This window comes from Desulfospira joergensenii DSM 10085 (genome assembly GCF_000420085.1).
In the GTDB taxonomy this organism is placed as follows: domain Bacteria; phylum Desulfobacterota; class Desulfobacteria; order Desulfobacterales; family Desulfobacteraceae; genus Desulfospira; species Desulfospira joergensenii.
Genome location: NZ_ATUG01000001.1, coordinates 282383 through 296623, shown reverse-complemented (window position 1 = coordinate 296623; position 14241 = coordinate 282383). Strand labels below are relative to the sequence as shown.

Here is a 14241-nt window from a genome sequence, read left to right as displayed (position 1 = left end):
GATCGTACGGGTGCCTGAAATTCCTTGACACCCGCCTTTTTTTTACTTTACACTTCATAATTCTCACAATGGAGTCAGGAGTATGGAAAAGGGACCGGACATGTTCATGCCAAGGACCCGGGAAAACAAGGGGCGAAAAAAAATCTTCCTTTGCCTGGTCTGCTTTCTTTTCATCCATTCGGCTTTTGCCCATTCTGAAATAAAAAATTCCCATGCCGGATATGCCGGTAAAAGAGTGCTCCTGCTCAACTCCTACCATAAAGGGTATCTCTGGTCCGATGAAATCACCCGGGGGGTTGAAGAAACCCTGGTACAAACCGGCATTGATCTCCATGTGGAGTACATGGATACCAAACGGCAGTTTGATGAGAAATACCAGGATCTGCTAGCTAAACTTCTGGCCGTAAAGCATACCCGCCATCCCTATGATGCGGTCATCTGCTCGGATAACAATGCCTTTGAATTTTTTAACCGGATGGGCAGGGAGATTTTCGGTCCCATTCCACTGGTGTTCTGCGGTCTGAACTCCCTTGACAAGAAGGATTTCCAAAACAGGGAAAATATGACCGGTATTATTGAAAAGGCCAATCTCAAGGGCAACTTGGCACTGATCCGGAAAGTTCATCCCCGGTGCCGGAAAATCCTGGTGATCACCGACGATACCACCACGGGCAGACAGGTACAGGGAGAAGTGAAAGAACTGGCGAAAACGGCAAAACTCGGCGATATGAACCTGGAATTGCTTTATGATGCGGATAAAGGCGAATTGATCCACCTCCTTGAAGATCTCGATCCAGGGGCCATTGTCCTTTTTACTTTTTTTTCCAGGGACAGGTCCGGGGATTTTTTTGAATACGATGAAGGGGCAGAACTGGTTTCCCGGCGTTCTCCGGTTCCCGTATACGGGGCCTGGAATTTCAGCCTGGGTCACGGCATTGTGGGGGGACATCTGGTTTCCGGATATGGGCAGGGAGCCGTGGCCGCCCAAAAGACCTTATCCGTACTATCGGGACAAAAGGCCGAATCAATACCGATCCAGTATGAAACCCCCACGGTTCTTCGTTTTGATTTTAGGCAGCTGAAACGGCATTCCATCGGGATGGGACAATTGCCTCCAGGAAGCGAAGTCCTTTTCAGACCCGCATCCTTTTATGAAAAACATAAAGAGCTGATCTGGCCCGCATCCATCGTTTTTTTGATGCTGGCCCTTGGATTGGCCGGTGTGACCTACGGGCTGATCCTTTCCGGAAAGGCCAAGAAAAACCTGAGCCGGAGTGAAAGGAATCTTCGGACAACCCTGAACTCCATCGGAGATGCCGTCATTGCAACGGACAGGGAAGGTGGCGTCGTCCAGATGAACCCCGTGGCTGAAAGGTTGACGGGCTGGCCCATTGAAGAGGCCCTGGGCCGTCCCCTTGAAAAGGTGTTTCATATCATTCACGGCCATACCCGGAAGCCTGTGAAAAATCCGGTTCAGCAGGTATTGGAAACCGGGAAAAAAATGGAACTGGCCGATCACACCACATTGATTTCAAGGGACGGCACTTCATACCATGTGGCGGACAGTGCCTCTCCCATCCAAAGCCGGGCCGGGGAGACCCTGGGGGGGGTGATGGTCTTCAGGGATGTTACCCGGGAGCATGACCGGCTGGATGAGCAGAACGCACGGCTGGAAAGGATCCAGGCCCAGCATGAGGCCCTGATCAAGTTGACCGGGAACCCGGCCGTGGTATCGGCCGATGTGGAGGGCTCCATTCATTTCATCACCCGTCTTGTGGCAGAGACCCTGAAAGCTGAGCGGGTCGGGGTCTGGCTTTTTAATAAAGACCAATCCAAGATCCTGCTCAAGGAAAACTATACCCTGGGTTCCGGAGAACATTCCAGCGGTGCGGTCTTAAAAGAAACGGATTATCCCCTTTACTTTAAAAACCAGATCCAGGAATGGATCATCGCTGCCCATGACGCATTAAATGACCCCCGAACCCACGAGTTCAAAGAGAGCTATCTTCTGCCCCTGGGCATCACATCCATGCTGGATGTGGCCCTGAGGGTCGAAGGCCGGACCCTGGGGATCCTCTGCATTGAGCATGTGGGAGAGGCGAGAACCTGGGCCGATGACGAGATCGCATTTGCCCGGGCCGTATCCGACCAGATCGACCAGGTCTTCTTATCCCGGGACCGGAAAAAAGCCCGGCAGGCAGTAGAGGAAAATGAGAAAAAATACAAGCAGCTTTTTGAATCTTCCATGGACGCCATCCTTCTTCTGGATCCGGATAAGGGGCTTACAGACTGCAACCCGGCTGCAGTGAAGATGTTCGGGGCCGGGTCCAAGGAGCAGATGCTCGGATTGAATCCGGCAGACCGGTCCTCCCGTTACCAGGCCGACGGCCGGCTTTCCCCGAAAAAGGCCGGGATTTTAATAAAAAAGATCATGGAGACCGGCAAGCACTCCTTTGAGTGGACCCACAAACCAATGGATGGAGAAAAATTCTACGGCAGCGTAATTGCCACGCGCATGGACATCGGCGGACAAACCATGATCCAGGCAACGGTCAGGGATATCACCGATGCCAGGCGGGCCCGGGAGATGATGATTCAGACGGAAAAGATGATGTCTGTGGGCGGACTTGCCGCAGGAATGGCCCATGAGATCAACAATCCCCTGGCCGGGATGATGCAGACGGCCGATGTCCTGGCCCAGCGGCTTTCCAATAAAGATATGCCGGCCAACAGGAAGGCGGCCCGGGAAATAGGCATCTCCATGGATCAGATCCGAACATTCATGGAAAAAAGGGAAATCCTCCGCATGACCCGGTCCATTGTCTCCTCCGGACAGCGGATGGCCGATATTGTGGATAACATGCTCAGTTTTGCCCGAAAAAGCGAAAAGATGATCTCTTCCCATTCCCTGGAAAATCTCATGGATAAAACCCTGGAACTGGCCGGGACCGACTTTGATTTGAAAAAAAAATATGATTTTAAACTCATCCGGATCAGGAAAGAGGTGGAAGAAAACCTTCCTCCGGTGCTCTGTGAGAGGAACCAGATCCAGCAGGTCCTTTTCAACATCCTTCGCAACGGAGCCCAGGCCATGCAGATCTCTGGAACCCGGGAGCCGGAATTTTTCATCCGGATCACCCGGGAGCCGGACCGGGAAATGGTCTGCATTGAAATCCGGGACAATGGTCCGGGCATGGATGAAAAGATCAGGAAACGGATATTTGAGCCCTTTTTTACCACCAAACCCGTGGGAGAGGGAACAGGTCTGGGATTGAGCGTGTCCTATTTTATCATCACCAAGAGCCATGGGGGAGAAATGGAGGTGGAGTCCTCTCCCGGGACCGGGACCTGTTTTTTTGTCCGTCTGCCCATTAAAAGGGATCCTTTCTAAACATTTCACCGGTTTTTCAATGATCTCCCCCCAAAAGAGGTTCTCTTTCCCATCCTTTGCTTGAGTCAGCATACCTTTTGGTGTATCCTTTACATGACCCGGTTCCTCTAACTTAACCAGATGAAAGGGAAAAGCGACAATCTTTAAACTTCCATTCCAGGCGGCCATGAAAAAAGACAAACACATCCTGGTGAAAATTCTGGGTATTGTTTTCCCCATCTGGCTGATCTTCTTTTTCTTTGTTCTGAGCATCTTTTTTATATTTGTCCCCTCTTTAAAAGAGAATATGATGGCCCAGAAAAAAGAAACCATCAAAAGCCTTGTGGACAGCGCTTACAGCATTTTTGTCGAATATGACAATAAGGTCCGGGAAGGGGAACTGCCCCTGGAGGAAGCCCAGTCCAGAGCGGTTCAGCAGATCCGTCACCTGCGGTACGGAGCCGAGGGCAAGGATTATTTCTGGATAAATGACTTTCACCCCTTCATGGTCATGCATCCCTTCCGCCCGGATCTTGAAGGCCGTGATTTGACCCTTTTCAGGGATTCCAGGGGGAAGTATCCCTTTATCGCCATGGTGAAAACCGTGATGGAGACCGGAAGCGGGTATGTGAACTACTATTGGCAGTGGAAGGACAGCCCCTTACGGGACGTTCCCAAGATTTCCTATGTAAAAGGATTCAAGCCCTGGGGCTGGATCCTGGGAACCGGATTGTACACGGATGACGTGAGAACCGAGATTGAATTCATCTTAAAGGATCTGTCCCAGATTTCCATCGTCATCCTGATTGTGATGATGGGAATCTCATTTTACCTGACGGCCCAGACCATCCGCATTGAACAGGAACGGCTGGTCTCGGTGGACAAATTGCGCAGAAGCGAAGAGATGCACCGCAGCTTCATTGACCAGGCTCCCGTCGGCATGTTCACCATGAACCTGAAGGGAGAGTTTACCTATATCAATCAAAAACTCGAGTCGATTACCGGATACAAGACCGGGGATTGGATCGGTAAATCCTTTCGATCCCTTGTCCATCCCGATGACATGAAAATGGTCGAGCATCGCCTGATGCTCAGACTGGAAGGCCGGGGCAATCCAGAACCCATTGAAATCAGGATCTTTGACAGGGCCGGGAAGATCCTCTGGGTAAAGATCAACTCGGAGTCCATTTTTCTGGAAAAGGACGGGGAAAAGGAATTGACGGGTATCCAGTCTTTTATCGAAGATATTACTCTCCAGAAAAAGGCCCAGATGGACCTTCTTTCCAGTGAAAGCAGGCTCAAAGCCATTTTTGAGGCCAACCCGGATCCCATGGTGGTCTATGACCTGGCCGGCCATCCCCTTTACCTGAACCCCGCCTTTACCAAGGTATTCGGCTGGTCCCTGGATGAACTCAAGGGACGGACCATTCCATTTGTTCCCGAAGACCAGAAAAAGATCTCCTGGGAAAAGATCCAGGAGATCATGGAACACGGGCGTCCCCTTTCCTTTGAAACCAGACGGTATACAAAGGAGAATCAATGCCTTGATATTTTCTTAAGCGCCGCGGTGAACAAGAATGAAAAGGGGGAAAATATCGGAATGGTGGTTAACCTGACCGATGTCACCGAGAAAAAGGCCCTGGAAAGGCAGTACAAACAGGCCCAGAAAATGGAATCCCTGGGGACCCTGACCGGGGGGATCGCCCATGATTTCAACAATATTCTCAATGTGGTTCTCGGGAATGCGGAACTGGCCCTGGAAGGCCTTCCTGAATCCGATCCCTCCCATGACCACCTGGTGAAGATCCGAACAGCCGGATTCAGGGCCGCGGATATCGTCAGGCAGCTTTTGAGTTTCAGCCGCCAGTCCGACCAGGCGTTTAAGCCGGTAAAATTGTCAGTGATGATTGAGGATTCCCTCAGGCTCCTGGGCTCCTTGATCCCCTCGAATATTGACATCCAGAAATCCTACGGGGCAGAGGATGAGATTATCCTGGCCGATCCTGTACAGATCAACCAGATCATGATGAACCTCTGCATCAACGCCTCCCATGAAATGGAAAAAATGGGCGGTGTTCTGACCGTTTTTACGGATAACCCTGACCCGGTTCAATTTCCTGTAAAGGGAAACGAGGAACTGGCCCGGGGTAAAATCATCAGACTGGGGGTCAGGGACACCGGACCCGGGATAGATTCAATCATTATCGACCGGATATTTGACCCCTATTTCACCACCAAAAAGACCGGGAAAGGCTCGGGAATGGGACTTTCCGTTGTTCACGGTATCGTCATCAATCACAAGGGCTCAATTTCCGTCACCAGCCGGCCCGGGCAGGGCACGACCTTTGAGATCCTCTTTCCCGTGGTCCGGATGAAACCCGGGCCTGAACCGGATCCGGATGTGAACATCCCCCGTGGAAGCGGCAGGATCCTTTTTGTGGACGATGAAAAAGCCATCGTGGATATGACCCAGGAAACCCTGGAGCGGATGGGATATCAGGTTGAGGCATGCCTGGATCCCATGGACGCGGTAAGACGCTTTGAGTCCAGGCCGGGTTTTTTTGACCTGGTGATCAGCGATATGACCATGCCCGGGATGACCGGAGATAGGCTGGCGGAGAAGGTAAGCAGGATCCGGCCGGACATCCCGGTGATCATCTGTACGGGGTACAGTTCTCTCATTGATGAGGAAAAAGCGGAACAGATGGGGATCGCAGGCTTTGTGATGAAGCCGGTTTCCGCTTCTGTACTGGCGAAAACAGTCCGGGATGTCCTGGATCCCAAATCCCCTGCCTGATTCACAGCCATGGTCCGTGGGAACAACGAATATTGAAAGACTTTTGATTTGCGGATGGCCTTTCAGGCCGCCATTTTTAGATTGGTGCCCGGCAGGGCGTCCTTAAATCTAAAATCACAAATCAAAAATGAAGACTCCGTAGCTTCCGGTTTTCCGTCAGGAGCGGTTCCGTCTGTAGAAGTATATCACCACCAGGAGTTTTGCCTTTTGATCTCCCAGGCTCTTTCCGGAGTGGGGGACACAGGAGTCAAAGTAGATATTGTCCCCGGGATTGAGAATCAGTTTCTCCTCTCCGTAGACAAACTCCAGGGTCCCGTCCAGGACGTGGATCATCTCCTCGCCTTCGTGGGTGTACATCTTCCGGATTTTCCAGGGGGCGTGGATGATAAAGGGTTCCATGTTCTTGCCGGGTTTGGACTGGGCCAGGACTTCATAATCATACCCGGAAAACTGGTCGGTTTCCCGGATGATCTTCCGGCCTTTCGCCCTGGACAGGCAGAATCTGGACTCTTCCAGGGGCTGGATATCCTGGGACAGAATCGTGGTGACCTCGATTTCCAGGGCTCCGGCTATCTTGGTCAGGGTGGAGTAGGGCGGGGCTTTCTCAGATCTTTCCACCTTGGACAGATACCCCTTGGTCAGTCCGGTCCGGGCGGCCAGGTCCTTGAGGGTCAGTTTTTTCTGGGTTCTCAGTTTTTTAATATTCCGGGTGATGCGCTGTTCGTCCATAGGGTTTCTCCTGGGAGTCATTCCCCCATTGCGGATCTTATTTATCTGAAAAACAACAGGGCCTTTTCATTCCTTTTTTTCGTGATCTTCGACCCTGAAGGAGCTGAAGACCATAAGGGCCTCCACAGTGTCTGATTGCCTTCTTCAAAAACTTGCTCCAGGCCGGTTGTCCCGGGAAACGGGCAGGATGTTTTCCCCATAGGGGATGATGTATCCCCGGCCGGTCAGATCCTGGATATACCCGTCAATATTCCGGGTAAAGCCGAATCCAAGTTCCCGGGTTTGGGCTTCATCCAGATCCGACACCAGAGTGACCTTGTACTGGCCCAGGATTTCCATCACCCTGAATGCCACATAGGCCGGCATGTCAAAGCGGGATGCCAGTTTTTTTCCCAGGCTTTTGGGTGAAGCCCTGAACTCTTTGAGGGCCCGGGCAAAAACCGGATTGCCTGTTCCTTCAGCACATCCGGCCACGAAGAGAATCCGTCCCCCGGGTTTTACGGCGTTGACGGCGTTGAACAGGGCCTTGGTGGCCTGGTAGAGCTGAGTATCGGTTCTAAAGCCCCCGGCGGAGATCAGGGCAAAGTCCCCTTTTCCCGGTATCAAGGCGCAGCAGGCATGGTTGAGCCGGGCGCAGCCCTCCCTGAAGGTGTCATGGATATCTCCCACGGCTGCATGGAAGATCTGTCCCTCACCATTGGCAGCCACGGCCGCATAGCAGGAGGTCTTGTCTTTTAAAAAAAGAGCGGCTCCCTCTTCCATGTCCCGGTTGACCGGATTGCCTTGGAGAACGGCCTGGGCCACCCCGGGGCGGGAAAGACCCTCCCGGGTAAGGGCCAGGGAATGGTTCTGCTGGACGGCATCATATCCTGCGATCCCGGGCAAAATGTACTTGCGTCCCCCCCCGAACCCGGCAATGAGGTGGTGGAGGATTCCCCCGAATATGATGATATGATGGGCCTCCCATGCCTCTTTTGTTACGGTGAGTTCCGTGCCTGAGGCGGTTTTCCCGATGTGAACCAGGCGGTCTTTATCCCGGTTGGCCGAGTTGAGGATCTCTACATTTTTACGGCAGAACTCTCCGGCAAGTTCGGTAAATCTGTCCGGGGAGATCTCCCCATGGGTGCCCAGGGCAATGATGATCTTAATCTGGTCAAGGCAGACGCCTAAATCGGCCAGGCTTTCCACGATGCAGGGGACAAAGAGGTCGCCCCGGGCCCAGAGACGGGTGTCGTCCGGGATGATGACGGCGGTCTTCCGGGTGCGGATATCCGGGGGCGACCCTGACCGGATCCCTTTCCGGATGATGCTTCTGATTGAGTCATGGCCCAGGGGCTTTACGTCCCGGCCCCGGATGACCTCAATGATCCGGTGGTCGGGAAGAGTGACACGGACTTGGCCGTGATCTTTTTTTAATTTGATGTCCATTCCCTGTTCCTCCCGACTCCCTATTCTTCAATGATCAATTGATCATAAATGGGGACAACCGGGTGGATCACTTTTGGCCCATCCCTATTTTCCCCCAGGCTGCCGGCCAGATTGATCCGGCACACCGGGCAGTCCGTAAGCCAGTACGGCACTTCCAGGGATTTTACGGTATTGATTTTTTTCTCTGCCATCTGTCTTGAAATGTCCGGGAATTCATAGAAAAAAGTCCCTCCTCCGCCGCAGCATTCGTCCTGGTCCGGGGCGGGAACAAAGTCAAAGCAGGGAAACTCCCGGAACAGGCGGTCCGTGATGCTGCCGGTTTTAAAACTGTTCCTGGAGTGGCAGGGGGCGTGGTATGTCGCCCTGACAGGGGAAAACCCGGGGTCAAAGGAACATTCCACCCGGTGCTCATGGACAAAAGAGAGGATGTCCCGGGTTTTTGAGGCTATATTATTCAGGCTCCGGCCCAGGGTTTGAGGATCAAAGCCCTTCCACGCTTTGGGTGCGGGGATTTCTCCTGAATCGATTTTCCGGGCCAGACCCAGATACTCATCCCTGAGGGCTGTCCCGCAGGTGGTGCAGTCCACAATCACCCCGGTGCAGTTGTGGATATCCATGGCCCCCTGGATGGCCTTTATATTGGCGGCCATGTTGGCGGCAGCCTCTTCCGGCGCCCCATGGAACATAAGGGGAATGCCGCAGCAGGTCTGGGTCTTGGGGATGATGACCCTGTACCCCAGGTGGGTGAGGATTCCGATGACGGCCCGGCCCGTGTCCTCAAAGAGGTAGTTGGTGGCGCATCCGGTAAAATAGATCAGGCTTTCCCTTACCTTTCCCCTGGGTTCAATCTTCTCCGGGAGTCCTTTTCTGAAAGGAACCGGGTTGAGTCCGGGAAAAGAATGGACCGGGATGGAGCCCAGTTTCAGGGACCGGGCGATCTGGTCCGGGGTGATTTTCCGGCCGATCCGGGCCATTTTTGCACCCAGTTGAATCCGGTATTCCCTGGCCAGCATGAAGATCATGCTCCTGATGGCTGGAATTTCCCCGACTTCATCCATCATCTTTCTGCGCATCTCCATGAACTGTCCATAGTGATCCACACCCGAGGGGCAGGCGGCCGTGCATGATCCGCACATGAGGCATTTTGAGACCAACTCCTTGAGCAGGGGAGAAACATGGATATCCCTTCCCTCAAATTTTTTAATGAGCTGGAGCTTGGCCCTGGGGGAGAGATGTTCTTCCTTCAGGGTCTTGTAAACCGGGCAGGCGCTCAGACAGAGGCCGCATTTGCCGCAGTTTTGGATCTGATTTTTATCACTCATGGAATTTCCTTACACAAATTTGCCCGGGTTGAGGATCCCGTCCGGGTCCACGGCAGCCTTTACGGTTTTCATGAAATCCATTGAATCCTGGTTCATGACCAGGGGCAGGTACTCGGTCTTGGCCAGGCCGATGCCGTGCTCCCCGGAAAGGGTTCCCCCCAGTTCCACGGCTGCCGCAAAGATCTCATCATAGGCCTGGATCACATTTGCCCACTCTTCCTTATTGTTCCGGTCCGCCGGGATCAGGGGATGCATGTTGCCGTCTCCGGCATGGGCCAGGACCCCGACCCTGAGTCCGTAATGATCTGTAATTGTGACGATGCGCCGGATCATCTCCGGGACCTGGCTCACCGGCACCGTGATATCTTCGGATACGATATCCGGAGCCAGCTTTGCAAATACGCCGTAGGCAGACCGCCGGGCCGTCCAGAGTTCTGCCCGGTCTTCCGGTGAATCCGCTTCCCGGATGGACACGGCATGGTTGGCCCTGGCCTTTTCGATGATCTTTATGGCTTCTTTTTCACAGGCCTCTTTGATTCCGTCGATTTCGATGAGCAGGGTGCCCCGGGCCTCCCGGTCAAGGCCTAAGCCGGCACTATCCTCAATGGCGTTCAGGGTGAACTGATCCATGAGTTCCATGGCCGCGGGCAGGATTCCCGAGCCGATGATGTCGGAAACCGATTTTGCCGTATAATCCAGGTCCTTGAAGGTGATCATGAGGGTCTTGACGGCCTCGGGCTGGGGAACCACCTTGAGGATGGCTTCGGTCACAAGGCCCAAGGTACCTTCCGAGCCGCAGATCAGGGAGGAGAGCCGGTATCCGGTGACATCCTTGACGTTTTTTGATCCGAACCGGACGATTTTTCCCGAGGCAAGAACAATCTCCAGTCCCAGGATATAATCCACGGTCACCCCGTATTTCAGGCATCTGGGGCCCCCGGCGTTCTGGGCGATATTGCCGCCAATGGTGGAGATGGTCATGGAACCCGGATCCGGGGGATAGAAAAATCCGGACGGGGCCAGGGCCTTCTGGAGGTCGGCATTGATTACCCCGGGCTGGACAACGGCGTACCGGTCCCGGGTGTTGATCTCAAGGATCTTGTCCATTTTGGAAAAGCAGAGCACAATACCTCCCCGGACAGGCACGGGGGCCCCGCATACGGAAGTGCCCGCCCCCCGGGCCGTTACCGGAATTTGCTGGGCCGAGGCGATCTTCATCACCCCTGAAACTTCCCGGGTGGTTTTGGGGAAGACCACGGCCTCGGGCAGGGCCTCCTCCAGGAACGCGTCATAGGCGTAGCAGACCAGATGTTCGGGCCGGTCCAGCCAGCAGGCTTCTCCCACGATGTTTATGATCTCGTTTTTTATTTTATCTGATATCATTTTCTCTCCTTATTAAAGGATCCATTCCGGCAGGGCCAGGGAAATCCAGGGGATATAGGTGACCAGCATCAGGCAGATCAGCATGATGCCCAGGAAGGGCAGAACCCCCCGGGCGATTTTGACCAGGGGCTCGCCTGTGATGCCGGAAGCCACAAAAAGGTTGAGCCCAAAGGGCGGGGTCAGCATTCCCATCTGGATGTTGAGCACCATGACCACCCCGAAATGGACCAGGTCGATCTGGTACCGGTTCAGGGTTTCCAGGAAGATGGGGGCCAGGATGAGCATGGCAGAGACATCGTCCATGAAGCAGCCCAGGATGAGAAAGAGGAGGTTCACGGCCAGGAGAAAAACCCAGGGGCTGTGGATATGCTCCATGATCATATCGGCCAGCTGAAGGGGGATCTGTTCGGCAGTGAGCAGCCAGATAAAGGTCATGGCGCATGAGAGGATGAAGAGCAGGCAGGCGGACAGGATTGCGGCGTCCTGGCAGATCCCTGTAATATCCCTGAACTTGAATTCTTTGTAGATGAACATTTCCACAAACAGGGCATAGACCACGGATACGGCGGCCGCCTCCGTGGGGGTGAAGATCCCCGAGTATATCCCGCCCAGGACGATAAAGGGCAGGGCCAGGGCCCAGATTCCTTCTCTTGCGGTCCGGGCAATCCTTGCCAGGGATGGCCTGGATTCGATGCGCCAATTGTTTTTTCTGGCAATGAAAAAGGTATAGACCATGAGGCTGAACCCGATGAGAAGTCCGGGCAGGACCCCCGCCATGAAGATCTTTGCCACGGACACGTTCATGACCATGCAGTAGAGGATCATGGGGATGGAGGGGGGGATCACGATACCCAGGGAGCCGGAAACCGTTATCAGTCCAAGGGAAAACCGGTTCCCGTACCCCGCATCCACCAGGGCCGGGATCATGATGGATCCGATGGCCACCACCGTGGCCGGAGAGGAGCCGGAAATGGCGGCAAAGAAGATACAGGCCAGTATCCCGGCCATGGCAAGGCCCCCCGGGAACCAGCCCACCAGTCCGTTGACAAAGGCAATGAGTCTTCTGGCAATGCCGCCCCGGGTCATGATGGCCCCGGCCAGGATAAAAAAGGGAATGGCCAGTAAAACAAATTTGTCCAGGGCATTGAAGAGCTGCTGGGTGATGATGTGCAGGGGAGTGGATGAGAAGAACATGAGGGAGATCAGGGTGGAAACCCCCAGGATCACGGCAATGGGCACCCCCAGGAACAGAAGGACTGCGAAACTAATACAGATGGTCAGGATCATGGGGCGGCCTCCCCGGGACTCTTAGTTCTTAGATGTGTAAGCCCCAGATTGAGAAATCTTGCCCCCATGAGGGTGGAAAAGGCCGGGATGGGCAGATATGCGATATACATGGGAATCTGCATGGTCGGGGAGGTGGTTTCAAATCCGTACATGCGCAAAACGATTTTCCATGAAACCCAGGCCACCACCAGGAAAAAGACGGCGGACAGACAGGCGGTAAAGACCTTGATGATCTTCTGCCAGGGCTGGCTCAGGTTGGATACCATCAGGTCCATGGTGAAATGGCTTCCGGTTTTTACCCCGGTCGCGGCCCCGGCAAAGGCGATAAAAACCCCCAGGTATCGGCCCAGCTCTTCAAACCAGGTAAAAGAGTAGTTGAATATGTACCGGGTGATGACCTGAATAAATCCGATAAAGGCAAGCCCCAGAATGGTCCAGACCAGGGTGAATTTTTCCATCCGGTCCAGAATATCGAACAGACGCTGCAATTTAAAAATCTCCTAAACAGACAAATGGCCGGAATGTATGTCCCCGGCCGGAATAGTATCAAGGGTCAGCCCGGTCTGTGACCGACCCCTGATCTCCTGTACTCCATGGCAATACAATTCATTCTTTTCCCGCTGATCCCGCTGTTCGAGCTTTTTTCGCTTCACAGGGTGTGGGCTTCGATTTTTTTCAGTATGAAATCAAAAAGATCGTCACCGATTTTTTTCCGGTACTTGTTCCAGACCGGGGTCATGGCCGTCCTGAAAGCCTGTCTTTCCTCCCGGGTCAGTTCAATGATCTCGATATCGTTCTTCCTGGCATAGTCGGCAATGGAGATATTGGATTTGGGCAGGGACTGGTGAAGGCCTGCGTTGACGCTCCTGTTGGTCTCAATGGCCAGTTTGGCGGCTTCCCTGAAGATCCGGCGGTCTGCCTTGGACAGGGTGGCCCAGTAATCGGGGCTCACCACGATGATGCATTCGGTGAGGCAGTGCTGGGTTTTGGTGACGTACTGGGTCACCTCGGTGAACTTCATGAGAATGGAGGTCAGGAGTGGATTTTCCTGGGCGTCGATCACTCCGGTCTGGAGGGCATTGTAGGTCTCGGGAAAGGGGATGGCTACCGGGGATGCCCCAAGTTGTTTAAAGGTATCCAGGTAGGCCGGGGAATTCATGACCCTCACCTTGAGGCCCTTTATATCTTCCGGTGTTCTTACCGGCCGCTGGTTGTTGGTGAAATCCCGGATCTCGTTTTCGGTCCATCCAATGGCCGTGAATCCTTTTTTAGGGAAATAGGCAAAGATCTTTTCCTGGACCTCGGGGTCGTCCAGGGTGGCATAGGCGGTCTTCCGGTCCGGGAAGATAAAGGGCATGTCCAGAACGGAGCACTGGGGCACAAAGTTCTGGAGAACCGCCGTGGTCAGGGTGGCGATCTGAAGGGTTCCGGACTGGACCTGTTCGGCCATGGATCGTTCCCCTCCGAGCTGTCCCGAGGGAAAGGCGGCAATGTCGATTCTGCCCTTGGTTTTTTCCTTTACATATGCGGCAAAGGCATCCACTCCCTTGGCCTGTCCGTGGAAAGGGGGAGCCACATGGCCGAATTTAACCTTCCCGGCAAATACGGGAAACAGGGATCCGGAGCCCAAGGTCAGCAAGACAATCAGCCCGGTCAGCACACCCAGTTTTTTTACGTTTTTTTTCATCCGATTCTCCTTTATCTTCAGCGTATTGATACATCAGTACAAAAATGGCCATGAATTACGCCAAAGTTTGCTTTTTGTCAACTTTATTCCAGGTTCGGCAGGAGGAAGGATTCAGCGAATGCTTTATAATATTATTCAATTTCCCTTTATTTTAAATGTTTTGAAGACAGAATGACGCAAATTAAATGATTTATTACCCAGAAGGAGCGGTTTGCCTATTTTTTAGTTTTTTCATTAT

At 53.5% G+C, this 14241-nt stretch carries 9 protein-coding genes; 2 read left to right on the top strand and 7 right to left on the bottom strand.

Translation table 11 applies throughout. The features are described 5' to 3' along the window. Positions 1–82 precede the first annotated feature (82 nt). Positions 83–3391 carry a PAS domain S-box protein gene (locus tag F608_RS34305; protein WP_022663816.1) on the top strand — a complete coding sequence of 1103 codons (3309 nt, stop codon included), beginning with the start codon at positions 83–85 and terminating at the stop codon, positions 3389–3391. Between the two features lie 166 nt (positions 3392–3557). Further along, positions 3558–6167 (top strand): PAS domain S-box protein, encoded by a 2610-nt coding sequence (locus tag F608_RS34300; protein WP_022663815.1) that lies wholly within the window; start codon positions 3558–3560, stop codon positions 6165–6167. Positions 6168–6323: 156 nt separating this feature from the next. On the opposite strand, the gene F608_RS0101375 is transcribed toward F608_RS34300, so the two are convergent. The 7 genes from F608_RS0101375 to F608_RS0101345 form a co-directional block, all read right to left on the bottom strand. Beyond that, a complete protein-coding gene (locus tag F608_RS0101375) occupies positions 6324–6896 on the bottom strand; it encodes a helix-turn-helix domain-containing protein (RefSeq protein WP_022663814.1) in 573 nt (190 codons plus the stop codon). Positions 6897–7040: 144 nt separating this feature from the next. Then, the gene (locus F608_RS0101370) at positions 7041–8324 is read right to left on the bottom strand and encodes a lactate racemase domain-containing protein (RefSeq protein ID WP_022663813.1); all 1284 of its coding nucleotides are present in this window, start codon (positions 8322–8324) and stop codon (positions 7041–7043) included. Between the two features lie 20 nt (positions 8325–8344). Next, positions 8345–9646, bottom strand: a complete 1302-nt coding sequence (locus tag F608_RS0101365; protein ID WP_027362355.1) for a (Fe-S)-binding protein — start codon at positions 9644–9646, stop codon at positions 8345–8347. A gap of 9 nt (positions 9647–9655) precedes the next feature. Continuing rightward, a complete protein-coding gene (locus F608_RS0101360) occupies positions 9656–11029 on the bottom strand; it encodes an FAD-binding oxidoreductase (RefSeq protein WP_027362354.1) in 1374 nt (457 codons plus the stop codon). A 12-nt stretch (positions 11030–11041) separates the two neighbouring features. After that, complete coding sequence (locus tag F608_RS0101355; RefSeq protein ID WP_022663812.1) at positions 11042–12316, bottom strand: TRAP transporter large permease; 1275 nt, start codon at positions 12314–12316, stop codon at positions 11042–11044. Continuing rightward, complete coding sequence (locus tag F608_RS0101350) at positions 12313–12804, bottom strand: TRAP transporter small permease (RefSeq protein ID WP_022663811.1); 492 nt, start codon at positions 12802–12804, stop codon at positions 12313–12315. Before F608_RS0101350 ends, F608_RS0101355 begins: the two co-directional genes overlap by 4 nt. Before the next feature lie 161 nt (positions 12805–12965). Beyond that, a complete protein-coding gene (locus F608_RS0101345; protein ID WP_022663810.1) occupies positions 12966–14003 on the bottom strand; it encodes a TRAP transporter substrate-binding protein in 1038 nt (345 codons plus the stop codon). Positions 14004–14241: the final 238 nt, after the last annotated feature.

Excerpts from the sequence above, each read along its gene's own strand:
- F608_RS0101355 (WP_022663812.1), bottom strand. The coding sequence starts at position 12,316 with ATGATCCTGACCATCTGTATTAGTTTCGCAGTCCTTCTGTTCCTGGGG.
- F608_RS0101365 (WP_027362355.1), bottom strand. The coding sequence starts at position 9,646 with ATGAGTGATAAAAATCAGATCCAAAACTGCGGCAAATGCGGCCTCTGT.
- F608_RS34305 (WP_022663816.1), top strand. The coding sequence starts at position 83 with ATGGAAAAGGGACCGGACATGTTCATGCCAAGGACCCGGGAAAACAAG.
- F608_RS34300 (WP_022663815.1), top strand. The coding sequence starts at position 3,558 with ATGAAAAAAGACAAACACATCCTGGTGAAAATTCTGGGTATTGTTTTC.
- F608_RS0101370 (WP_022663813.1), bottom strand. The coding sequence starts at position 8,324 with ATGGACATCAAATTAAAAAAAGATCACGGCCAAGTCCGTGTCACTCTT.
- F608_RS0101360 (WP_027362354.1), bottom strand. The coding sequence starts at position 11,029 with ATGATATCAGATAAAATAAAAAACGAGATCATAAACATCGTGGGAGAA.
- F608_RS0101375 (WP_022663814.1), bottom strand. The coding sequence starts at position 6,896 with ATGGACGAACAGCGCATCACCCGGAATATTAAAAAACTGAGAACCCAG.
- F608_RS0101345 (WP_022663810.1), bottom strand. The coding sequence starts at position 14,003 with ATGAAAAAAAACGTAAAAAAACTGGGTGTGCTGACCGGGCTGATTGTC.